This is a genomic window from Streptomyces sp. A2-16, assembly GCF_018128905.1.
Taxonomy (GTDB): Bacteria; Actinomycetota; Actinomycetes; order Streptomycetales; family Streptomycetaceae; genus Streptomyces.
This window is the reverse complement of sequence record NZ_CP063808.1, coordinates 7,960,177-7,981,657: the sequence shown is the minus strand read 5'-3', so window position 1 is coordinate 7,981,657 and position 21,481 is coordinate 7,960,177. Positions and strand designations below refer to the sequence as shown.

20 protein-coding genes are annotated in these 21,481 nt (G+C 72.5%); 6 read left to right on the top strand and 14 right to left on the bottom strand.

The genetic code is table 11. The annotated features are described in order from the left end of the window. Nucleotides 1–14 precede the first annotated feature (14 nt). On the bottom strand, nt 15–887 hold the full coding sequence (locus tag IOD14_RS35850) for a hypothetical protein (RefSeq protein ID WP_212672484.1): 873 nt from the start codon (nt 885–887) through the stop codon (nt 15–17). Between the two features lie 141 nt (nt 888–1,028). On the opposite strand from IOD14_RS35850, the gene IOD14_RS35845 reads away from it, so the two are divergent. Further along, nucleotides 1,029–2,081, top strand: a complete 1,053-nt coding sequence (locus IOD14_RS35845; RefSeq protein WP_212672483.1) for a MerR family transcriptional regulator — start codon at nt 1,029–1,031, stop codon at nt 2,079–2,081. A 19-nt stretch (nt 2,082–2,100) separates the two neighbouring features. Next, nucleotides 2,101–2,736 (top strand): class I SAM-dependent methyltransferase, encoded by a 636-nt coding sequence (locus IOD14_RS35840; protein WP_123988937.1) that lies wholly within the window; start codon nt 2,101–2,103, stop codon nt 2,734–2,736. On the opposite strand, the gene IOD14_RS35835 is transcribed toward IOD14_RS35840, so the two are convergent. The 10 genes from IOD14_RS35835 to IOD14_RS35790 form a co-directional block, all read right to left on the bottom strand. Beyond that, on the bottom strand, nt 2,715–3,353 hold the full coding sequence (locus IOD14_RS35835; protein WP_123988936.1) for a hypothetical protein: 639 nt from the start codon (nt 3,351–3,353) through the stop codon (nt 2,715–2,717). The two genes, IOD14_RS35840 and IOD14_RS35835, sit on opposite strands and share 22 nt — an antisense overlap. Next, nucleotides 3,319–4,152 carry an FkbM family methyltransferase gene (locus IOD14_RS35830; protein WP_123988935.1) on the bottom strand — a complete coding sequence of 278 codons (834 nt, stop codon included), beginning with the start codon at nt 4,150–4,152 and terminating at the stop codon, nt 3,319–3,321. Before IOD14_RS35830 ends, IOD14_RS35835 begins: the two co-directional genes overlap by 35 nt. Beyond that, nucleotides 4,149–4,358 carry a Trm112 family protein gene (locus IOD14_RS35825; protein ID WP_123988934.1) on the bottom strand — a complete coding sequence of 70 codons (210 nt, stop codon included), beginning with the start codon at nt 4,356–4,358 and terminating at the stop codon, nt 4,149–4,151. The genes IOD14_RS35830 and IOD14_RS35825 overlap by 4 nt, the downstream gene beginning before the upstream one ends. Next, nucleotides 4,355–5,260 (bottom strand): hypothetical protein, encoded by a 906-nt coding sequence (locus tag IOD14_RS35820; protein WP_123992611.1) that lies wholly within the window; start codon nt 5,258–5,260, stop codon nt 4,355–4,357. The genes IOD14_RS35825 and IOD14_RS35820 overlap by 4 nt, the downstream gene beginning before the upstream one ends. Before the next feature lie 25 nt (nt 5,261–5,285). After that, nucleotides 5,286–6,092, bottom strand: a complete 807-nt coding sequence (locus tag IOD14_RS35815) for a class I SAM-dependent methyltransferase (RefSeq protein WP_249126149.1) — start codon at nt 6,090–6,092, stop codon at nt 5,286–5,288. Continuing rightward, a complete protein-coding gene (locus IOD14_RS35810; RefSeq protein ID WP_212672482.1) occupies nt 6,089–7,480 on the bottom strand; it encodes a condensation protein in 1,392 nt (463 codons plus the stop codon). Before IOD14_RS35810 ends, IOD14_RS35815 begins: the two co-directional genes overlap by 4 nt. Continuing rightward, nucleotides 7,477–11,685, bottom strand: a complete 4,209-nt coding sequence (locus IOD14_RS35805) for a DUF3367 domain-containing protein (RefSeq protein ID WP_123992610.1) — start codon at nt 11,683–11,685, stop codon at nt 7,477–7,479. Before IOD14_RS35805 ends, IOD14_RS35810 begins: the two co-directional genes overlap by 4 nt. Further along, nucleotides 11,682–12,359 carry a class I SAM-dependent methyltransferase gene (locus IOD14_RS35800; RefSeq protein WP_249126319.1) on the bottom strand — a complete coding sequence of 226 codons (678 nt, stop codon included), beginning with the start codon at nt 12,357–12,359 and terminating at the stop codon, nt 11,682–11,684. Before IOD14_RS35800 ends, IOD14_RS35805 begins: the two co-directional genes overlap by 4 nt. A gap of 80 nt (nt 12,360–12,439) precedes the next feature. Next, the gene (locus tag IOD14_RS35795; RefSeq protein WP_123988931.1) at nt 12,440–13,645 is read right to left on the bottom strand and encodes a glycosyltransferase family 4 protein; all 1,206 of its coding nucleotides are present in this window, start codon (nt 13,643–13,645) and stop codon (nt 12,440–12,442) included. A gap of 192 nt (nt 13,646–13,837) precedes the next feature. Next, nucleotides 13,838–14,827 carry a DUF3068 domain-containing protein gene (locus IOD14_RS35790; protein WP_212672481.1) on the bottom strand — a complete coding sequence of 330 codons (990 nt, stop codon included), beginning with the start codon at nt 14,825–14,827 and terminating at the stop codon, nt 13,838–13,840. A gap of 201 nt (nt 14,828–15,028) precedes the next feature. Here IOD14_RS35790 and IOD14_RS35785 point away from each other — a divergent pair, with 201 nt between their 5' ends. The 4 genes from IOD14_RS35785 (at nt 15,029) to IOD14_RS35770 (ending at nt 18,182) form a co-directional block, all read left to right on the top strand. Then, nucleotides 15,029–15,181 carry a hypothetical protein gene (locus tag IOD14_RS35785; RefSeq protein WP_174269114.1) on the top strand — a complete coding sequence of 51 codons (153 nt, stop codon included), beginning with the start codon at nt 15,029–15,031 and terminating at the stop codon, nt 15,179–15,181. Nucleotides 15,182–15,184: 3 nt separating this feature from the next. Then, nucleotides 15,185–16,408: a helix-turn-helix domain-containing protein gene (locus IOD14_RS35780; protein WP_123988929.1), complete on the top strand. Its 1,224-nt coding sequence runs from the start codon at nt 15,185–15,187 to the stop codon at nt 16,406–16,408. Nucleotides 16,409–16,563: 155 nt separating this feature from the next. Next, nucleotides 16,564–17,337, top strand: a complete 774-nt coding sequence (locus tag IOD14_RS35775; RefSeq protein ID WP_053846047.1) for an IclR family transcriptional regulator — start codon at nt 16,564–16,566, stop codon at nt 17,335–17,337. Next, nucleotides 17,334–18,182 carry an SMP-30/gluconolactonase/LRE family protein gene (locus IOD14_RS35770; protein WP_212672480.1) on the top strand — a complete coding sequence of 283 codons (849 nt, stop codon included), beginning with the start codon at nt 17,334–17,336 and terminating at the stop codon, nt 18,180–18,182. The genes IOD14_RS35775 and IOD14_RS35770 overlap by 4 nt, the downstream gene beginning before the upstream one ends. A gap of 17 nt (nt 18,183–18,199) precedes the next feature. Here IOD14_RS35770 and IOD14_RS35765 read toward each other — a convergent pair whose 3' ends face one another. The 3 genes from IOD14_RS35765 to IOD14_RS35755 are packed head-to-tail and all read right to left on the bottom strand — an operon-like array spanning nt 18,200 to nt 21,424. Then, a complete protein-coding gene (locus IOD14_RS35765; RefSeq protein ID WP_174269113.1) occupies nt 18,200–19,612 on the bottom strand; it encodes an FAD-dependent oxidoreductase in 1,413 nt (470 codons plus the stop codon). Next, a complete protein-coding gene (locus IOD14_RS35760) occupies nt 19,605–20,822 on the bottom strand; it encodes an MAB_1171c family putative transporter (RefSeq protein WP_174269298.1) in 1,218 nt (405 codons plus the stop codon). The genes IOD14_RS35765 and IOD14_RS35760 overlap by 8 nt, the downstream gene beginning before the upstream one ends. An 11-nt stretch (nt 20,823–20,833) precedes the next feature. Then, nucleotides 20,834–21,424, bottom strand: a complete 591-nt coding sequence (locus IOD14_RS35755) for a toxin-antitoxin system, toxin component family protein (RefSeq protein ID WP_123988926.1) — start codon at nt 21,422–21,424, stop codon at nt 20,834–20,836. Between the last annotated feature and the right edge of the window lie 57 nt (nt 21,425–21,481).

The following is a 21,481-nucleotide window of genomic DNA, read 5'->3' as shown; positions in this document are numbered from 1 at the left end:
ATGCCCCCGTGGATCTAGTGCCGGGCGGCCCGCAGCACCGCGTCCACCACCGGCCGCACCGACTCCGGGTGCAGGAACAGGAAGAGGTTCGGCTCGACCAGCTCCAGTTCCATCACCCGCGGCTGCCCGTCCTCCCCGTCGACGAGGTCCACGCGCGCGTACAGCAGCTCCGGCGCCTCCGGTACGGCGGTCAGGGCGCGTTCGGCGACGGCGCGCTCGGCCGGGGTCGGCGTCCAGGGTTCCAGGCCGGGGTGGGCGACCTTGGCCGCGTCGAAGGCCGTACCGGGAGCGAGGACGGCCCGCTTGCGGCTGGCGTGCAGCAGCCGTCCCCCGAAGAACTGCAGTGCCCGCTCACCGCCCGCGTCGATGCTCCGCATGTACGGCTGCACCATCGCGGTCAGCCCCTCCGCATGCATGCGCTCCAGCTGTCGTACGGCACTCCCGTGCTGCTCGGGCGTGTACCGGGCGGCATACCGCGCGCCCGCCCCCGACGTCGGCTTGACGACGTACTCGTGGTCGCCGGGCAGGTCGGCCGGGTCGCCGGGCGCGAGATAGCGGGTCGGCACCACCGGCACCCCCGCCTCGGCGAGCTCCCCGAGGTAGCGCTTGTCGGTGTTCCAGCGCACCACCTCCACCGGATTGGCGAGCCGCGTCGCCTTGCCGCAGCGCTCCGCCCAGGCCACGAACTCGGCCGCCCGCCAGCTGTAGTCCCAGGTGGAGCGGATGACGGCCAGGTCGTAGCCGGACCAGTCGACGTCCTCGTCGTCCCAGGCCACGGCCCGCGCGTCGGCCCCGGCCTCGCGCAGCGCCGCCACCAGCACGGGCAGGTCGGCGTCCTTGCTGGGCTCCGGCCGGGGGTCGTAGGTGACAAGGGCGACTCGGGGCACGGCGGGTTCCTCTCCCGTACGGATCGACACGCGGACACGGATCGACCGGCAGGCTAACCGGGCCGCGGGGAACCGCGGCAACCCCTTTACCTTCCCCCTCGGTGAAGCCCCACCATCGAGACGAGGAACAAGGGAGGGCGCATGGAGTGGCTGACGATCGGGGCCTTCGCGCGGGCGTGCCGGCTGTCCCCGAAGGCACTGCGGCTCTACGACGAGCTGGAGCTGCTGCGTCCGGCACGCGTGGACGCGGGGACGGGCTACCGCTACTACACCCCGGACCAGCTGGAACAGGCCCGCCTGGTGGCCTGGCTGCGGCGGCTGGGCATGCCGCTGGCCCGCATCCGGACCGTGTGCGCGCTCCCGCCCGAAGCCGCCGCCGGTGAGATCCGTGCGTACTGGGCGCAGGTCGAGGCCGAGACGGCCGTACGGCGGGACCTCGCCGCGTTCCTCGTCGACGAGCTGACAGCGGCACCGAGGAAGGACACCACCGTGCTGGAACTGCGCTACTGCGCCCACTCGGATCCTGGCCGGGTCCGCCCCGCCAACCAGGACACGGCCTACGCGGGCGCCCGCCTGCTCGCGGTCGCCGACGGCTACGGCCCGGCCGGCGCCCCCGCCAGCAGCGCGGCCGTGGCGGCCCTGCGGTCCCTGGACGGCGCCGAACTCCCGGCCGGCAACGTCCTCAATGTCCTGGAGGACGCCGTGCACGGGGCGAGCGAGGCGGTGCGGGACGTGGACGCGGGCGCGGACGAGAACGGCACCACCCTGACCGCCCTGCTGTGGACCGGCTCCCGTCTCGCCCTGGTCCACATCGGCGACTCGCGCGCCTACCTGCTGCGCGGCGGCACCCTCTTCCGCATCACCCACGACCACACGGTGGTCCAGTCGCTGATCGACGAGGGCCGGCTCACCGCGCAGGAGGCCGTCACCCACCCGCAGCGAGCCCTGCTCCTCAAGGCCCTCACGACCGGCACCCCGGACCTGAGGCTCCACGACGCCGAGCCGGGCGACCGCTATCTCCTGTGCTCCGACGGCCTGACCGCAGTCGTCCCCGACACCGCCATCCGCGCCCTGCTCTCCGACGCCCCCGCCCCCGACACGGCCGTGCACACCCTGGTCGAGGCGGCGAACACCGCGGGCGGCCCGGACAACGTCAGCTGCGTGGTGGCGGACGTGGTGGAGACGACGGCCTGACCGCTGCATCATGGCCGCCATGGCGATGTCAGGAACCGACGCGTACGACACGGAGGCCCACCTCCCCGCGCTCGTCGTACGCGCTCTCGCCGCGGCCCGTGCGCACGGCTTCCCGTACTCCTGCCGCCCCGAACAGGGCCGTCTGCTGCACGCCTTGGCGGGCGGGGCCCGGCAGCGCGTCGCAGAGACGGGCACGGGCTGCGGGGTCGGCCTGGCGTGGCTGGCCTCGGGGGCGCGGGACGGCGTACGGCTCGTCAGCGTGGAGCGCGATCCGGAGCGTGCGCGCGTCGCCGCCGAGGTGTTCGCCGACCGTCCCGACGTGCGGATCCTCCACGGCGACTGGCGTCGCATCGAGGACCACGGCCCCTACGACCTCCTCGTCCTCGACGGCGGCGGCACCGGCAAGACGCCCGGCGACACCCCGGCCGACCCGGCCCGCCTCCTGGTCCCCGGCGGCCGGATCGTGGTCGACGACTTCACTCCGGCGTCGGACTGGCCGCCCCGGCACGACGGTCGCCCCGACCGCCCCCGCCTGCTCTGGCTGGAGCACCCGGCCCTGGACACGGTCGAGCTTCCCCTGGCCGAGGACCTGGCCACGCTGGTGGGGACGCGGCGCCGGACCGCCGAGGCCGGTCAGCGCACGGTCAGTCGCTGAAGCAGGCCCCATGTGAACTCGGCCGTCACCTCGCGGTGTGCGCCCTGCTGGTCCGGGGCCGTGAAGGTCAGGCCCCAGCGGGTCGGGGCCGTGCCCTCCAGGGGGCGGGCCGGGGGGAAGGCGCGGGCCGCCTCGTCGACCGTGCAGGACCAGGGGGTGAGGTCTTCCAGGGTGCGCAGGTCGGGACCTTCTGCCTCCGGTGCCCTGACCAGCCATTCGTTCCACACCGTCGAGCCGTTCGGTGCCAGGAGCGCCTCGAAGCGGAGATCGGGCCACAGGGGGACGGGCCAGAGCCAGGCCTCGCACTCCAGCTCGCCCACCTTGCGGGTCAGGACGGTCTCCGGAGCGCCGAGAACCGAGCGGTACCGGGACACAGCGGCGCGGGCCCGATGGGGGTGCCCCCGCGCGAGTTCATTCGAGCGTGGGGGAGAACGGACCATCGCCTGCCAGCGCTTGTTGGCCTCTCGCATGTCCGCGATCGAGACACCCAGGGTGTGCCGCGCGTCCTCCACCAGGCCGGGATTGTGGTCGGCCATGCGGCGCAGCAGGACCAGCTGGAAGTCGAGCGGGGTGAACGGCGCGCTAGCCGCCTGCTTTCCGGAGGGCATGACCCCCATCGTCCTCCATCGCACTGACACCGGGCCGGCGGCCGTCGGGGAGGAAGAGGACCGAGTTGATGTAGCGCGGGCGGTGGACGAGCGGCAGGACGCGACGCAGGAGGCCCTGGCCGACCACGTACGAGGCCGTCTCCTGGTGGGCCTCCAGGGGGAAGCCGGACAGCGGGACCCAGGTCGCGCGGGGCAGCACCCAGCCGTCGTAGCCGAGGAGGGAGAGGTAGGTCACCACCGGTGCGATCGGCTGGATCCGGGACTCCAGTTCGACGAAGAGCGCGGGCCGGTCACGCGCGAGGACGCCCGTCGCCCCGCGCAGCACCGCCAGCTCGCTCCCGTCCACGTCGATCTTGATGAAACCGACGTCCTTGAGGCCCAGTTCGTCCAGGGTGACGCAGCGGACGTCCACCGCCCGGCCGTGGATCTCGCGCCGGACCAGGGAGGACACCCCGCGGTCGCCCTCGTCCCCGGGCGGCAGCCACAGCCGGGCGGTCCCCGGACTGTCGGTGGCCGCGGCCTGGACGACCTGTACGTTCGCCGGTGCCGCGGAGGTCAGCAGCCGGGCCAGATGCGGCACCGGCTCGACGGTCACCACGCGCCGCGCCCGCCCGGCCAGCCGGCGCGTCCACGGCCCGTACCAGCCGCCCACGTCCACCGCCGTCCCGCAGTCGGCCGGGCACAGGTCGGCAAGGCGCGCCAGCTCCGGTTCGAAGCGCGGGTACACGGCCCGTGCGACCGCCGCGACCAGGCGGGTGGGCAGCAGGGGGGCCACTCGCGCCGCCCAGGTACGAGCCGGTCCGGTCATGGAGTCATCCGTTTCAGGAAGTCTTCGTGTTCGTCGTCCGTCACCTGCTCGCCGGAGGCCGGCAGCAACTGCGGGATGCCGTCGACGATCGGATAGCGGCGGCGCAGTCTCGGGTTGTACAGGACCTCGTCCGGCGGTACGAGGTGCAGGGGCCCCTTGTCGAGCGGGCAGGCCAGGATCTGCAGCAGCGGGTCGTCGGGGTTCATGGGGGCGTCAACTCCTTGGCACCGATGGGGGGTTTGGGCGCCGGATCATGCTTGGGCATGCTGAGCAGCACGGCGACGGCGAGCACCGTGCCCGCGAGACGCAGCGCGAGCCGCAGCGGGTCGTGGGGCAGTGACTCGCCGAAGGAGAGCGTGCCGAGCACCGCCGTGTACAGGCAGGTCACCGTCGTGCACACCGGCACGATCAGCGAGGCCCGGCAGCGTTGCAGCGCGGCCTGCGACATCACCAGGCCGAATGCCCCGGTGAACAACAGGAGATACGGATACGGGGAGCCCAACAACTCAACTACCGCGCTGCCGAGCCCACTTGAGGTCAGATAACTCGACACTCCCTTGATCGCCAGCGAGCTGACCCCGTACAGCAGTCCCACCGCCACGCCGTACTCGACGCCCGTCGTCGGCAGGCGGTGCCGGTGCCGGGTGCGCCGCTCGGCGGACCCGTACAGCCACACGCCCGCCGCCAGCGACGGCACGCACACCAGCAGGATCAGCTGGTAGGGAGCGTCCCGGCTGACCCGGTCCGACCCCTCCTTCAGGGACAGGACCACCATCAGGAGCGCGGCGAGGATGGCGCCCAGCGCGTACCGCTCCCGACCGGTCGTCTCCTCGCCCAGCAGCCGCGCCGACAGCAGCACCAGCAGCACCAGACCGGAGACGAAGATGCCCTGTGCGGCCGCGATCGGCAGGGTCCGGTAGACCGCGAGCTGCGCCGCGAACCCGGCCGCCAGCGAGAGCGAGCCCCCGATCCAGAGCGGACTTCTGATCACCAGCCCCAGCAGCCGGGCGGGTTGACGGATCGTCACCTCCGGCAGGGAGGTGAGCGCCCGTTTCTCCAGCACGAATCCGACGCTGTACAGGGTGTTGGCCAACAGGGCCGCCGCCACTCCCCACCACATGGTCCACGCCCCCTCAGGGCCTGTCCGGCGGATCATGCCGAGGTCGCGAGCCGTTTCCTTCCTTCGGCCTGATCCGCTGGACAGGCCCTGTCTTGCGCGCATGCAGCAGCAGGATCGACGCGAGCGACGGTCTGGCACACGCCAGCCGGTCCAGCGGGCGCAGCGGACGCGGTACGCCGTGGAAGGGCGCCCCCTCCAGCCGTACGACCTCGAAGCCGGCCGCCGCGACGAACTCCCGCAGTGCCCGCGCCGTGTACAGCCGCAGATGCCCCACGACCTCCCGCCCCGGCCGTCCGTGGATCGCCCGCAGGCTCACCTCGGAGAACACGGGCTGGACGCCGGCGAGCAGCAGTCCGCGGTTGTACCAGGCGGCCAGGTTGGGTGTGGACAGCATGAGATGGCCTCCGGGGCGCAGGATGCGGCGGATCTCGTCCAGCGCGGCATCGGGGTCGACGAGATGCTCGACGACCTCGCTGAACAGCACGGCGTCGACGGAGGCGGCCGCGAACGGGAGTCCGGAGCCGCTGAGTTCACCCCGCACGGCGTACGGCAGCCTGGTGCGGGCGCGTTTGAGGGCGTCCTGGGACCAGTCGACGCCGACGATGCGGTGGCCGGGCAGCAGCGGTGCCGCGGTGGCGGCCGCGGTGCCGTCGCCGCAGCCGATGTCGAGGACGGTGCGCCGTGTCTTTCCCGCTGCTCCGAGGGCCGCGGCCAGCATGCGGGCCTGGCGCAGGGAGCGGGGGGTGCCGGAGGCGACCGGGACGGCGGGGTCCTCGTAGAAGTCCCTGAGGCCGCGGTGCGGGGGCGCGGTGGTGTTCACGGGGCCACCTCCGTGGTGTGCAGGTAGTGCTCGAACAGGTCTCGCAGATGGGCGCCGTCGCCGTGCCCGAGCAGGGCACGTGACCAGCGCAGCGCGAGGTGCAGCCGGCCGGCGGTCGAGGCGGTCGTGACGGTGAGGCCGCGGGGCATCCTGGCGGGCGCCGAGAACCACACGGCGTGCGCGCGGCCGGCTTCCTCGCCGAAGTCCAGGGGGTACGGGACGCGGCCGATGTTGCTGAGGAGGGTGGTGGAGGTCCAGGGGGCGGCGGCCCTGCGGAGGCCGCGGGTGAGGGCGGCCCGCCAGGCGACCGGGGTGACCGGGGCGGTGAGGACGCCTGCGCCGTGGCCGAGCTGGGGGCGGCTGAGGGATTTGAGGGCGCGGGTTCGTTGTGCCGTCCGGCTCAGGAGCTCCGGCATGGCTTCCGGATTCTTCGCCAACTCCTCTGGTGAGAAGGGAACTTCGACCAGACGGGTGCCGTTCCCGATCTCCATCGTCATGTCTCTGGGGCGGTCGTCCACGGGCATCGTGATGCGCAGGGGGCGGGGGGCTTCTCCGTGCTCCCTGTTCCAGTGGGCGATCGTCAGGGCCGTGGCGACCATGAGCTGGTCGTTGACCGTGTAGGGGGAGCCCTTGGGGCGGTGAGGGAGGGCGAGTTCGGTGACGAGGAGGCCGTTGCCGGGGGAGTTCTCGGGGGCGCCTCGCGCGACGCGGGCCGGGCGGGTCCAGTTGGAGGGGGTGTTCTCCGGGGGTGCGGGGGGTTCTTGTGGGCGAGTGGGCGCGGGTGCCGGGGAGTTGTCCTGACCGCCGTAGATCTCTGCGGCTGTGGCGAGGATGCGGAGGCAGGCGGGGCCGTCCAGGGCGGTGTGGTTGATGGTGAGGAAGAGGACGGTCGTGTTTCGGGCGCGGGCCGGCGGGGGCTGGTCGCGCCCCGCGGCGGAGCCGCTTGTCGATACAGCCCCGCGCCCCTTGAAGGGTGGGTGCAGGCCGACCATGTCCGTCGCCTCGCTGCCCTCTGCCGGGCCCGCTCCCTCCACCACCTCCAGTCGGATCGGTGGGGACAGTGACAGCGGGGGTGCCTCGACCAGTGCCCTCGTCCTCGCGTCCCGCAATGAGTTCGGACCCGGCTCCGGAAAGGTCACCACCTCCACATCCGGCTCGGCCGTCAGCTCCCACTCGTAGCGGCGCCGGTACCAGCCCCCCGCGGCCTGCCGCATCAGGATCCGCGGATGCCGGTGCAGGGCCTCCAGGAACGCCTTCCGCAGTCGGGACCGGTCCAGCCGGCCCGGCAGATGCACCTCGATGTGGACCGTCTCCGGTTCCTCCTCCTGGAGGCAGTGCCGGGAGACCTCGTCGACCACCGGGAACGGGATGCGGACAGGAGCCGTCATGCGGGTTCACCCCTGCCCTTCTCCACCTCGACCGGCGGCAGTTGCTGGGTCGGGGCCTCGGACTCGGGTGCTCGCTCACGCTGTTCCGCGGGCTCGTCACGCACACTCACCAGTGCCGCGAACAGGCCGATCAGCGCCAGCAGTTGGGCCACGTGGCCGAAGGCGCCCGCCGCCTCTCCCACCGGCTCGCCCGCACCCACCGCGGCGGCGATCCCCGCCCCCGCCAGGGCCACGAAGGCGATCGGCACCAGCCAGGCGTGCCGTCGGGAGGCGAGCAGCGCCAACGCCGGGACCAGCAGGGCGAACCAGCCCGCGACGACCACGCCCACCAGCGTCAGCGCCACCACCCCGAGCCACACGCCGGGCGCCGGAGGCACCCGCTGTGGTTCGTCGGGGTTCGGGGATCGCCGGCGCCACAGCACCAGGCCGACCAGGACCGCCAGGGCCACCGCGCTGCCGATCAGCGCGCCGTCGTACGTCGTCGCGGGCTCGTACGACAGCTTCACGGTGCCGCCCGCCCCCGCGGGGATGCGCCAGCCCTGCTGCCAGCCGTCGAGCCGCAGCGGGGACAGCGACTTCCCGTTCAGCGTGGCCTTCCAGCCGTCGTTGTAGTTCTCGTACGTCGTGAGGTACGAGGCGGCACCCGAACCCACGGTCACCGCGCGCTTGTCGCCGAGCCAGTCCCGTATCCGCAACTCCCGGGTGAGGGAGGAGGGTTCGGCGACCGTGCCGCGGGTCAGGGTGATGTCCGTCAGGGCGAGCGGTCCTGCGTCCCCGCCCTCGACGACGTGCTCACCGGAGGCGAGGGACAACTCGGCGTCCGAGCGGCCCTGCTGACAGAGCGTCACGGTCAGGGAGCGGCGGTCGGTCAGGTCGCGGACCCGGCCCGAGACGCCGGTCTGGTAGAGCTTCCCGTCGACCGCCAGCACCGGTCCCTTGCCGCACGGCAGCGAGAACGTCCGAGTGGCCTTCGGCTGCGGGGTCCGGTACTGGTCGAGGGCCGGGAGGTAGGCCTCCGTCAGCCCGACCGGCAGCTGGAGATCCTCGTCGGCGACCGGGTTGTGCAGGGTCAGCGGGGCCGTCTTCGTGATGGTGATGTCGAGGCGGTCGGTGGTGATCGCGGGGAAGCGCACCGCGCCGTTCTCGTCGACGCCGGCGACCGTCGCGCCGTCGGGCGAGGTGATGTCCACCTCGGTGGGCCGGGCGGAGAGGCCGCCCGCCGGTGCCAGCACCACTTCCGAGATGGGCTGTTTGCCGCTCCAGCTGAGGTGGATGGTGGGGCGGTCGCCCGCGATCCAGGCGGTCGTGAGGTCGCCGTCGGTGAGGTTGCGGGCGGACAGCCCGGTGCCGAGGGCGGCCGTGGAGTCGGCGGTCGCGGTGATGCGGTTGCGCTGGTCGGGCGCGACCTCGTACAGCAGCTTGTCGAGCTCCTCGCCGCTCACCGGCACGGCGTTCGCCTGCACCGAGTACGTCCCCGAGGACTCGGTGGTGAAGCGGCGGTGCAGGCCGGCCTCGGTGCCGGTCGGGGAGATCCCGGCCGGGTCGGGAACCCGGTGCAGGGAGACGACCTCGGCGGCGGAGTCCGAACCGTCGGCGTCGGTCGGCAGCCGCAGCAGCCGCGTCACCTGCACGTCCGGCAGGTCGATCTCGGAGAACCCGGCCCCGGCGAGACCGGACCGGCGCGCGACCGAGTCGGTGATGGTCAGCTTCATCCAACCCGTCGTGCCGGGCGGTGCCTTGATGCTCTGGGTCGAGCCGTCGGCACGCAGGAAGCTGGTCCGCGACCCGTTCTCCGTCTCCACCCGCACCTTGGTCGCCGCCGACCGCACGCTCTCCTGCGGCAACGGCGTGACCTTGAAGGACGAGGGCATGTCGTACGCGGGATCCGAGAACCGGATCCGCAGCCACTGCCCGTCCGGCGAGCCCGCGTCGCCCTCCGCCCACGCGGTGTCCGGGTTGCCGTCGAAGGCGTTGACCGGGTCGAACTGGGGGAGATGGAAGAGCCAGTTGCCGTACGAGGACGCCGTCACCGAGCGGGCACCGCGCAGTTCGGCGACCGTCTGGTGGTCGAGGCCCTTGGTCGGAAGGATCTGGTGCGGCTTCTCACCGGCGTCCTGGGAGGCACCGGAGGCGTTGCGCTCGTCGCTGGTGTACGTGTACGAGGTGTTCGCGTTGACGAGCCCGAAGCGGGTGTCCGCGCGCCGCAGCCCGTCGCCGACGATCTGCAGCGGCGGGGTGCCGAGCCCCGGATGGTTGTCGCCGGTCAACACCGTTGCCCGGCCCCGCAGTTCGGTCGCCAGCGGCAGCAGCGACTCGGGGCCGCCGGACACCTGGGCCGTGTCGGCGACCGGCAGCAGACCGGCCTGTCCGGGCCGGGGCACGTCCTCGCTCGCCGGACGGTAGATCTCCACCGCCCGCTGCCTCGGGTACAGGCCCTCGACCTGGAGCGGGGTGTCGTGCGCGATCCTGCCGCCCGTCATGAGGGGCCCGAGGCCCGTCACCCGCTCGTAGCCGGACTGTTCGAGGGCCCGTTTGACCACCGAGGACGACACCGCGCCGATCTGGTCCGGGTCGAGGTCGTTGCGGACGACGACGTAGTACACGCCGGCCCGGCTCAGGTAGTCGGCCAGTCCCGGGATCTCGCCGCCGGTCATCAGCGCCTGCTCGACCGCGTCCGTCGCGCGCCGGTTGCCCGGGGTGCCGAAGGGGACGTAGTCCCGCTGCGCCCAACGGGACTCGGCGAGCACGTCGAGGGGCTGGTCGATGGGCGAGCCCCAGGTGTAGATGCCGTGCGCGGTCGCCGGGACCACGAGGGCGCGTGAGTCGGGGGAGTACTTCTCCAGCCAGTCGGCCGTGGTGTGCCAGTACTTGGGCAGCTCCTGGAAGGAACCGGGGTTCAGGATCGAGCCGTTGAGATACGGCCACAGCAGCCCGGGCAGGACCAGTACCGCCGCGATCAGCGGGGCGTACCGGCGACCCCGGACCGCTCTGGCCCGGCGCGGTTCGGCGGCCACCCCCACCAGGTGGGCGAGGCCCAGCACCAGGGCGAGCGCCAGCCCCGGCTGGAACTTGTAGATGTTGCGGAAGGGGGCGAGGCCGCCGTTCAGCCAGTCCTGCACCAGCCCGTGGAAGGGCGCGCCGAACGCGCCGCCGTACCCGGCGAGAAGCACCAGGACCGCCGTCAGCGCGGTCAGCACCAGCCACCGCCGCTCCGGCATGTCCCGCCGTGCCAGCCCCGCGAGACCGAGCCCGGCCGCGAACGCCGAGCAGAGGATCACGACGACCGAGGAGGCCACGGTCCAGCCGGCCGGCAGCCACGCCTCCCCCAGATGCAGATAGGCGACCCAGTTCCCGGCCCCGCGCAGGGCCTCCGTCGCCGACATCGTCTCGGTCGTGGTCTGCGCGCTCTCGACGTACGGCAGGAAGTTCTCGCCGTAGAGGCCGAGCAGCAGCAGCGGGATCACCCACCAGGCGGTCGCCAGGATCACCCCCGGCACCCACCAGGCGATCAGCTTCCGCTGCCGGGGCCCGGGCGGCCGGGACAGGAGGTACAGCCCGACCGGGAGCAGACAGGCGAGGGTGGAGGCCGCGTTGACCCCGCCCATGAACGGGATGATCAACGCCGAGCGCAGGGCGGCGATCCGGGCGCTGCAGCGCTCGTTCGTCAGGGGCAGCAGCACCCACGGCAGGAAGGCGCCGGGCAGGGCGGCGGCGGACGTCGAGCCGATGACGATGGTGAAGGTCGGCCACAGCGCGTACGCGACGGCGGCCAGCAGCCTTCCCGAGCCGTTGCCGATGCGCAGCCGTTCCGCCAGTCGCAGCGCCCCCCAGAAGGCCACCGACACCACGAGCGACAGCCACAGCCGCTCCACCAGCCACACCGGCAACTGGAGGGCGTGGCCGAGCCAGTAGAACGGCAGCATCGGCCACAGATAGCCCACGTACTGGTCCTGTATGCCGCCGAACGACCCCTGGTCGTGCCACAACTGACCGAGATCGCCGAGGAACCGCGCGGGGTCCGTGGTGACACCCAGCTTGGTGTCGAAGGTCTGGCGACCCGGGTGCACCGCCAGGAAGAGCACGAAGACCACGGCCCAGAACCCCAGCAACCAGCGCCGCGACCTCGGGCCCTCGGGCGGGCCCGACATGGTCGCGGTGGTGGAAGCGGCTGCCGGAGGAGGGGCCTGGACCGTGGACGTCGTCATGGTGGACACCGCCGGAGGATGAGGAGGAGGTTCCAGGTGGCGACCTCGCGGATGCCGGGAGCCCTGACGACGGTCTCCGCGAGGAAGGGCCAGTAGCGGGAGCGCGCCGAGACGACCGTGATGTCGTCCCGGGCACGCACCCGCCGCAGGGTCGGGCCGACGTGCACGGCGAACAGGTTCTCGCCGAGGGTGTGCTTGGCGGCCTTTCCGGTACGGCGCCGGTAGCGGGCGCGGGCCCGCTCGGCACCCAGGTAGTGCCAGGGCGCCCACTCGTGACCGCCCCACGGGGACAGCCAGTTGGTGAACGACACGTAGATCAGCCCACCGGGCCGGGTGACCCGGACGAGCTCACTGAGGAAGATCTCCGGATCGGCCACGTGCTCCAGGACGTTGGAGGAGAACGTGACGTCGGCGACCGCGTCCCTGAGGGGCAGCAGGTAGCCGTCGGCGATCACGGTGGAGTCGGGCGGTTTCTCGCCCAGTTCCGCGGGATCCGGTTCGAAGAGGAAGGCGTCCGCGCCCCGTCTGCGGAACTCCGCGGTGAAGTACCCGCTGCCTCCGCCGACATCGACGACCGTGCGTCCGGCGACGGGACCGTCGTAGGCCTCGACCTGGTCGACGGCGTCACGGGCGAGCAGCGCGTAGCAGGACTCGGGGTCGTCCTGCTCCCGCATGAAGGCCCGGAAGAGGGCGAGGGAACGCCGGAACGAGGGATCCTTCGCCTTCGCCTCGGCCTTCGCCGCCCCGGGCCGCCTCACGGCCCCCAGCCCCTCACCGCCTCCGAAGCGACAGCCCGGAACTGTCTGACAGTCCGGTGCCAGCGATAACGGGCCGCGCGATCCCGAGCGGCCTTGCCCATGGCTTCACGGCGATGTCCCGACAGGGCGAGCGTGCACCAGGCGGCGGCGAACGACGACTCGCCCCGCGCCAGGACCCCGGTCTCCCCGTCCACGACGGAGTCCCGCAGCCCGGGCACGTCGAAGGCGACGGTCGGCGTCTTCCGAGTGGCCGCCTCGGTGACCACCAGCCCCCACCCCTCCACGGCGGACGGATGGAGCAGCAACCACGCCTCGCACAGCAGCCGGTGCTTCTCCGCCTCAGACACATGCCCGGTGAACTCCACGCCAGGACCGGCGAGTTGCTCCAGACGTGCCCGCTCGGGACCGTCACCGACGATCACCAGCCGGCCTCCGGTCACCGGCCGCACCCGCTCCCAGAGTCTCAGCAGCAGATCGATCCGCTTGTACTCGACCAGCCGGCCCACGGCCACGAAGAGCGGCTCCGGTGAGCGGCGGACCAGGGGTTCGGGTTCCTCGACGCCGTTGTGCACGACCCGGATGCGGTCCCGTTCGACTCCGATCGCGCGCAGGGCGTGAGCCGTGGACGGAGACACGGCGACCAGCAGACTCCGGTGCCGGGCCGCCGCACCGGCCAGCGCCCAGTGTTCGAGTCTTCGGCCGATCCGGGCCGCCGGGGCCAGGGGCCCGCCGAACCGCATCTTCCACAGGTCGGTGTGCACATGGTTGACCAGGCACAGGGTGGGGCCGTGGTGCCACAGGGGCGCGAGGTACGGCATGCCGTTGCAGACCTCGACCAGCAGGTCGGTCTCGCCGACCTGGCGGGCGAAGGCCGTACGGGCGCGCAGGTAGTGGCCGAACTCGCCGCCCGCCGACACGACCCGGTAGTCCCGGTAGGAGGCCGGGCCTCCGCACAGCAGGGTCACCTGGTGGCCGAGCCGGGTCAGTCCGTCGGCGAGCCGGTCGACGAGGAGCTCGGAGCCGCCGGCGGCCGGATTGTCCAGGTCACGGTGGGCGAGAAAAACGATTCGGCGCGGAGGTGGGGGGAGCGCCGACGAGTGCTGCGAGGTGTGCTGTGGGGCGTTCTGTGGGGCGTGCGATGAGGGTTGCCACTGCGACGCCTGGGGAGACGTCCACAGCGGATGGGGCACGTGCTGGGGCATGGGTGCTCCAACTCGTCTCAGGGTGCGGAACTCAGCAGTGTTTTCAGGCTGGTTGTGGGGGGACTGAGCGTTTCCTAGGAGGAGGGTGTGGACGGGTTGTGCTCGGGTGGGGTGGCACAGTTTTCGCCCACCCGAACGCCCTGGCTACTCACGCACGTGACAATTTCGGGCCTTATTAGAGCTGACGTCCAGTCACATCGTAAGAACGGGCTGGGGCGTTTCGCTCATATCGGTGGACTCGGGGCGCCTGCGTCCCCGTACCACCAAAACGCCCCCCACGGCAGCCAGTACGAATCCAGCCACAGCCGCCCCGATCGGCAAGGTCTCGCCCACCGCGCGCAGCTGTCCGCTGTCCCGCTTGGCCAGCCGCACGGCCTCCTTCTGGGTCGCGGTCGTGAACGCGATCCTCCGGCTGTCCAGCAGGACCACGGCGTCCTTCTTCGCGCCGGGCGCCCGCAGGGTGCGCTTCGGGCCCACCTGCGCGTAGACGACCCGGCCGGTGCGCTGGTCCACGACCAGCTCGATGCCGTGGTTGGAGTACCACTCCTCGGCCAGCACCTGCGGCCGGTCGGGCTCGTCCACGATCGTGCCCGGCACGAGCCGCGTCCCGACCTTCGCCGGGGCGACCGTGCCGGTGAACCGGTAACCCGTGTACCCCTGAACCTTCTTCGTACCCTGGTAGCGCAACGTCACCGTCGAACCCAGGGAGTTGTCCCACCACTGGTAGGAGCGTCGCTGCACGTCAAAGGGGAACTTCAGATAGGCCTCGCCCTCGATGTACGGCTTCTCGCCGCAGCAGTGCACCGGCTTGGTCGTCTTCCGGTCCATGACCCAGCGGTGCGGGATGAACTCCAGGGCGTCGTGCGGGTCCGCGGCCGGCAGCGACTTGTCGGTGTCGACGGTGGTGGTGACGTCCCACACCGCGGCCCGGCCGCTGCGCTCGCTGTCCTGGACGTTGCCGCGCACCCGCTGGGTGACGGTGATCCGCTGTCCGGGAACCGTCTCCAGTTCCTCGGTGTCGAAGACGCTGCCCGTGCCGCGGTAGACCGCGGTCTGGTCGATGTCGATCGGATTCACGGCCGCTCGCGGTGCCACGTACCACGCGAGCAGCGGCGCCAGTACCAGCAGAAACGTGCCGAGTCCCAGCAGAATCAGGGAGATTGGAGAGGCTGTACGGCGCATCCGGACACTCCTGGGGCGTGAGATGACGGAGTTCGGGCCGCTCTATGGGCCGCAGACCGTAGGCGTCTTGGCACGGGGTGTCAATGTCTTGACGGATTGTCAATGTGATGTCGACACTGGGTCGACAGGCAGGGTGGGTACCGGGCTTGGATGCTGGGGTGGGACACCGGACCGAGCCGCTCGAGAGAGGCTGCCCCTGCGATGTCCAGACTGCTCGCCGCCGCACTGACCGTCGTGGTCGCCGCACTGCTCGCCCTCGGTGCCGCACTCGGCATCGTCGCGCTGCTGGAGGCGACGCCCGAGCAGCCCAACACACCTTTGATCACCTACGAGCAAGCGGACCAGGGGAGTTGACCTGTGGCCGCCCGCCCGGCAGCCGTGAACGCCCGCTCGGCCTGGCATGACGTTCCCCGTCTCCAGGTCCGCCGCTTCGCGGCCATCGCCATGTCCGAGGCGCCGGCCCTCGCGGAGGAGATCCTGCGCGAGATCCGCCGCGAGTACCCCCATCTGCCGGTGGTCCTGGACGACTCGGGGGAACCGATGGCGCTGGTCGGCATCCGCCGCGCGATCGAGGTCTTCGTCCAGCACCTGGAGACGGCGGAGGGCCGCCCGACGGTCCCGCCCGGCGTCTTCCAGGAGTTCGGCAGGGGCGAGGGACTGAACGGCCGCAGCCTGGATTCCCTCCAGGCGATCTACCGCATGGGCGTACGCCTGGCCTGGCGCCGATTCGCCGACATCGGCCAGCGGGTCGAGATCCCGCCGCCGGCGATGTACGAGCTGGTCGACGCGGGCTACGAGTATCTCGACGGCCTGGTCGACCAGTCGGTCCGCGGCTACGCCGAGGCGGCGGCCCGGCAGGCGGGCGAACGCCTGCGCCTGCAGCGCCGCCTCATGGAGTTACTCCTCGCCGAACGCCACCGGGGCGATCCGGCGGACGCGCTGACCGAACGCGCGGCCCGCATCGGCTGGCCCCTGCCGAAGAAGGTGGCGGTCGGCGTCCTCCTCCGCCCGGCCCGGGAGTCGGTGCCCCCCGCGGTGGGCCAGGGCGTCCTGCTGGACATGGACTACGAACAGCCCCGCATGGTCGTCCCGGAACCGGACGCGGCGGGCCGCCCCGAACTCCTGCACCGGGCCCTGACCGGCTGGGCGGGCGCGATCGGCCCCCCGGTCGCGCTCGCCGACGCGGCGAAGTCGCTGCGCTGGGCCGAGGCGGCCGTACGCCTGATGGAACGCGACCTGCTCCCCGCCGGGGAGGTCCTGTACTGCACCGAACACACCGAGGCCCTGGTCCTCCTCCAGCCGGAGGAACTCATCGACGACCTGGCCCTGCGCTGCCTGGCCCCCCTGCGCCACTGCGGCCCCACCCACGGTCGCCGCCTCGCGGAGACCCTGCTCGCCTGGCTGGAGACACGGGGCGGAGCCCCGGAAGTGGCCGCCCGCCTGGGAGTCCACCCCCAGACCGTCCGCTACCGCCTCCGCCAGATCCGCGAGCTCTGGGGCGACGAGATAGACGACCCGGACCGACGCTTCGAACTGGAGCTGGTGCTGCGGGCCCGGCGGTTGCGGGGGGAGCTGGCGTGATCGACCCAGTGTGACGTGCCGCACACGGAGTGGGTCAACGTCCCCCTTTCCCATTGCCCGGGGAAACAGCCTGTCGCTAGCCTGTGTTCGTTATGCCGATCGTCTGTTGAAATTTCGAACGCAGACGCCTTAGACGCAAAGGGAGGGGGCCGGTTGTGGGACGCCTTGTACCTGCCGTGACCCGGGCTCTCGACATTCTCGAGCTCTTCCTCGACGGAGACGGGACGCTCTCCGCCCCCGACATCGTGCGCAAGCTCCAACTGCCGCGCACCACCGTGCACGAGCTGGTGACCACTCTCGCCGCCCGGTCGTACATCGTCCAGGTCCCCGGCCAGCCGGGACGCTACCGGCTCGGGGTGCGGCCCTACCAGCTCGGCAGCCGGTACGCCGAGCAGCTCGACCTCGCCGCCGAGGGCCAGCAGGTCGCCCGGTCCGTCGCCGAGACCTGCGACGAGACCGTACACGTGGCGATCCTGGAGGGCACCGACGTCATCTACATCGCCAAGGTCGACTCCACGCACGCGGTGCGGATGGTGTCGGCCGCCGGGCGCCGGCTGCCCGCGCACTGCACCTCCGTCGGCAAGATGCTCCTCGCCTCCCTCCCCGAGCCGCAGCTCGCCTCCCGCATCCCGGAGGACGGCACGCTCGCGGCCATGACGCCCAACAGCATCACCGACCCGGCCGCCCTGCGCGAGGCCCTCGACGAGATCCGGCAGCGCGGTATCGCCGTCGAGAACCGCGAGTCCAACCCGGACGTCTCCTGCGTGGCCGCGCCGGTCCGCGACCGCACCGGGCAGGTCGTCGCCGCGCTCTCCATCTCCGTGCCGATGATCCGCTGGAGCGACGACCGCCGCGGCGAGCTGGAGCAGCTGGCCGCCAAGGGCGCCGCCGAACTGTCCGAGCGTCTCGGCCACCGGAGCGTGGGATGACCCGCATCACGACGTACGAGGTCGCCGTGCGCGCCCAGGCCGCCCTCGGTGAGGGGCCCACGTGGGACGGCGAGCGGCTCCTGTGGATCGACATCCTCGGAGCCCGGCTGCACACCTACGACCCCGTCTCCGGCCACCGCACGGTCCGCGTCCTCGACCAGCACATCGGTGCCGTCAAGCCGCGCGCGGGCGGCGGGCTCGTCCTCAACCTGCGGGACGGCGTGGCCCTGCTGGACCCCGACGGCTCCTTCCGCTGGCTCCACCACGAACCCGTCCCCGGCCGCCGGGCCAACGACGCCGCCGTCGCCCCCGACGGTTCGCTGTGGGCCGGCACCATGCGCTACGACGAGGCCCCGGGCGGCGGCACCCTGTCCCGTGTCACGGCTGACGGCACGCACCGCACCGTCCTCGACGACGTGGCCGTCAGCAACGGCACCGGATGGAGCCCGGACGGCCGGCTCATGTACTACGTCGACTCGCCCACCCGCCGCGTCGACGTCCTCGACCACGAGAACGGGCAGGTCTCCGGCCGCCGGACCTTCGTCGAGATCGAGGACGGCGCTGGCTTCCCGGACGGGCTCACCGTCGACGCCGACGGGTGCGTGTGGGTCGCGCTGTGGGACGGGGCAGCGGTCCGCCGCTACACGCCCGACGGCGAGCTGGACCGGGTGATCACTCTCCCGACCCCACGCGTCACCGCGTGCGCGTTCGGCGGCCCGGACCTGACCGACCTGTACATCACCACGGCCCGGGTGGGCCTGGACGCCCCGCACCCGGTGGCGGGCTCACTGCTGGTGGTGCCGGGTGCGGGCAAGGGCGTGCAGCAGCCGTCGTTCGCGGGCTGACCGACGGCCACCGATGGCTACTGAAGGCCCGCCTTCTTCAACTCCTCGGCGGTCAGAGGCGGTTCGGCCAACGCCGGTTTCAACGGCCCCCGCACCGCCGCCAGCAGCACGGCCGGTGTCAGCAGTACCTCCGCCCGCCGCTCCAGTGACGTCACGTCGGTGACGCGGCGGGCGATACGGCCGTTCCCCGTGGCCGTGCGCATGAGGCGGGAGACGTACGCGGCCACAAGCCGGTCCCGCACGGTCGGCCCGTTCTCCGTCGCCCCGGGATAGAAGACGTCCTGCCCGGTGGCCAGGTCCCACGCCGCCCCCACCGGCCGGGCCACCGCCTTCTGCACCCGACGGGACAGCCCGGCCGCCCCGAACCCGTGCCGCCGGGTCAGGTCCCGCAGGATCAGCGCGCTCTGGGCGCCGACGGCCAGGCCGTGCCCGTAGATCGGGTTGTACGCGGCCAACGCGTCGCCGAGCACCGTGAAGTTGTCGGGCCAGGCCGCCGCCCGCTCGTAGAAGTGGCGCCGGTTGACCGTCGTACGGGTGAAGGCGACCTCGGACAGCGGCTCGGCGCGGGCGAGCAGGTCGCCGATCAGCGGATGTCTGAGTTCCTCGCGGGCGAAGCGCACGAAGTCCTCGCCCGAGGCGTCGGCGGGGGTGGGTTCGCCGCCGCGGGTGCCGTTGAGGGTGGCGATCCAGCGGCCGTCCTCGATCGGCAGCAGGAAGCCCGACCGGCCCGGTCCGGGCATGCGGGCGTCGGGCTGGACGCTGACGACGGGGAAGCCGTCGCGGGCCTGTTCGGGGGCGAGGTAGAGGCGGCTCGCGTAGGCCAGGCCCGAGTCGACCTCGCGCCGCTCCGGCGCGGGCAGCCCGAGTTCCGTCAGCCAGCGGGGCGCTCCGGAGGATCGTCCGGTGGCGTCCACGACCGTCCCCGCCTCGATGGTGCTCTCGCGCCCGTCGGCCTCCCGCACCCGGACCCCGGTGACGGCTTCCGCGCCGCCCACCAGTCCCAGCGCCTCCGCGCCGCCGAGCATCTCGACCCGTTCGTCCGCGAGGACCCGTGCCCGGACCGTGGCGTCCAGCAGGTCCCGGCCGGCCAGGATCACGTGGTGGGACTCGGGCCAGCGCCGGAACCAGCCGTGGGCCGAGTGGACGACCATGTCGGTGGTGACCGGCGCCCGCCGCGCCCCGGCGGCCAGGAGCGTGCCGGTGATGCCCGGCAGCAGCTCCTCCATCGCCCGTACACCGCCCGACCACAGCATGTGGGCGTGCCGGGCCTGCGGCAGCCCTTTGCGCGGGGCCGGCCCCTCGGGCAGTCCGTCGCGCTCCACGACGACCACCCGGTCGGCGAGGCCCGTCAGCGCGGCCGCCGCGAGCATGCCGGTGTGGGATCCCCCGAGGACGACGGCGACTCTCGCGGGGTCGGGACGTTCAGTCATGCGTGGACATGCTCTCTGCCGGGACGGTCGCGCGGGCGCGTACCGCCTTGATCTCGTCGGGGCTGCGCAGGACCTCGGACACGGCCGCGATCTCCTGGAGCAGGTACGTGGTGTCGGGGTCGCCGTCGCCCTCGGGGTCCGGCGCCCGCCGGCCGGCCTCGACGGCGTCCAGGATGGTCACGGCGGCGGCGAGGGCCTGGGCCCGGCCGCGCTCGAAGCCGAGGGCGAGCGCGGTGTCGTAGGCCCGCACGCGCAGGTCCTCGTCGATGAACCGGGACAGCTGGAGCAGCGCGTCGCGGATGAAGGTCTCGCGGCGGATCAGCCGCATCTCGGCGGTGGCGCGCAGGGCGAGCGGCTCGCGGCTGCCGGCGACGGTCCGCATCAGCCGGGCCAGGGCCCTGAGGTCACGGTGGCGGCGCCGGACCAGCCAGCGCTCGTGGAGGTACTGGCCGGCGTGCGGGACGATGAAGCCGACCGCGACCAGGGTGGCGGCGACGCAGGCGGCGGCCGGTGCGATGTTGGTGTTGAGCCAGTCCAGGTCGTGCCCGGTCCAACGGGCCACGACGGCGGTGAGCTTGGCGGCGCTGAAGAGCAGGTTCGTCGCGAAGCCGATCCCGAGGAACCGCAGCCCCCAGCGCAGCCAGGCGTCGAGGCCGGTGGTGCGGATCCAGTTCCACACCAGCCCGGACGTGATCAGGCTGGCCACGGTGTGCGCGAGCAGGTAGAGCAGGATCAGCTCGCGCATGTACGGCGTGCCGGCGTAGTAGGTGTCCAGGTCCCGGATCCGCTCCACGGGTACGTCGGCCAGGGCGAACAGCACCCACATCACGACGACCACGCCCGCGTACACGCAGACCACCCACCGGGTCGCCCGCCGGGTCCGGGCGTGGTGCTCGCTGCGGCCGTCGCGCCAGTGCACGACCAGCAGCAGCCAGGACGCGCACAACGCGGTGAGCAGTGAGTACACCCAGGGCGCGGCGATGTTCGGGACCCCGGTGACCCGGTTCGTCCAGGCGATGGTGCTCGGGGCCGCGAACACGAACACCGCGCAGGCGAACAGCAGCAGGCCGCCCACGGCACGCAGCAGCGGGTCCCGCCACAGCTTGACGATGCTGGGCAGCTTGATCGCCAGGGCCGCTCCGAGGACCAGACCCGGCAGCCAGAAGGGGATGCTCAGACCGGTGAGGGACCCGGCCGCCCCCGCGGTCAGGTGGAGGTGTGTCACCGCGCTCCGCCTCCGCGGTAGCCGAGGGTTCTCTGGACCGTGTCCGGCCGGGCGGCGGCGTTCCGGCCCGACACGAACGGCCGGAACGCCGCCGCCAGCCGGTGCCCGAAGTCGTCCGCCTCCGCCTCGTCCGCCGCCCGGGAGCCGTCGCGGGCGGCGACGGACAGGGCGACGGAGTCCCAGCCGGGCCGTCCGGACAGCGCGTCCGCGGCGGCCGCGTGGTGGTGGGCGTGGCCCGCGTGCAGATGCCACAACTCATGGCCCAGGATGACCAGTTGCTGCATCCCCTCGGCCCGTTCCTCCACGATGACGAGGTCGAAGTCCTGGAACTCGACCCACAGGCCGGTGACCGCGATCTCGTCCGGGAAGCGTTCGAAGCGCAGGTCGACGGGCCGGCCGCCGCGGCGGGTGCTCATCTCCTGGCACAGGGCCCGGCACAGCTCGGGCACATCGGCCGGGAGGCGGGGTCTGGCCCGGACCGCCGCGGTGAGGTGGGAGACCAGATCGCGCATGGCGGAGGTCGCACGAGTGCGTCGTAGCGCCGAGGCGATCCGGGCCGCACTCCTGCGCGCGCCCGCGATGTCCATCCCACCCCCTGAGCTCTCCCGCCGCCACAGGACGGGCTGTTCGAGACTACGCGCCCT

Coding starts and splice junctions, on each gene's coding strand:
- IOD14_RS35845 (WP_212672483.1), top strand. CDS start 1,029: ATGGAGTGGCTGACGATCGGGGCCTTCGCGCGGGCGTGCCGGCTGTCC.
- IOD14_RS35840 (WP_123988937.1), top strand. CDS start 2,101: ATGGCGATGTCAGGAACCGACGCGTACGACACGGAGGCCCACCTCCCC.
- IOD14_RS35835 (WP_123988936.1), bottom strand. CDS start 3,353: ATGGGGGTCATGCCCTCCGGAAAGCAGGCGGCTAGCGCGCCGTTCACC.
- IOD14_RS35830 (WP_123988935.1), bottom strand. CDS start 4,152: ATGACCGGACCGGCTCGTACCTGGGCGGCGCGAGTGGCCCCCCTGCTG.
- IOD14_RS35825 (WP_123988934.1), bottom strand. CDS start 4,358: ATGAACCCCGACGACCCGCTGCTGCAGATCCTGGCCTGCCCGCTCGAC.
- IOD14_RS35810 (WP_212672482.1), bottom strand. CDS start 7,480: ATGACGGCTCCTGTCCGCATCCCGTTCCCGGTGGTCGACGAGGTCTCC.
- IOD14_RS35805 (WP_123992610.1), bottom strand. CDS start 11,685: ATGACGACGTCCACGGTCCAGGCCCCTCCTCCGGCAGCCGCTTCCACC.
- IOD14_RS35800 (WP_249126319.1), bottom strand. CDS start 12,359: ATGCGGGAGCAGGACGACCCCGAGTCCTGCTACGCGCTGCTCGCCCGT.
- IOD14_RS35795 (WP_123988931.1), bottom strand. CDS start 13,645: ATGCCCCAGCACGTGCCCCATCCGCTGTGGACGTCTCCCCAGGCGTCG.
- IOD14_RS35790 (WP_212672481.1), bottom strand. CDS start 14,827: ATGCGCCGTACAGCCTCTCCAATCTCCCTGATTCTGCTGGGACTCGGC.
- IOD14_RS35785 (WP_174269114.1), top strand. CDS start 15,029: ATGTCCAGACTGCTCGCCGCCGCACTGACCGTCGTGGTCGCCGCACTG.
- IOD14_RS35770 (WP_212672480.1), top strand. CDS start 17,334: ATGACCCGCATCACGACGTACGAGGTCGCCGTGCGCGCCCAGGCCGCC.
- IOD14_RS35765 (WP_174269113.1), bottom strand. CDS start 19,612: ATGACTGAACGTCCCGACCCCGCGAGAGTCGCCGTCGTCCTCGGGGGA.
- IOD14_RS35755 (WP_123988926.1), bottom strand. CDS start 21,424: ATGGACATCGCGGGCGCGCGCAGGAGTGCGGCCCGGATCGCCTCGGCG.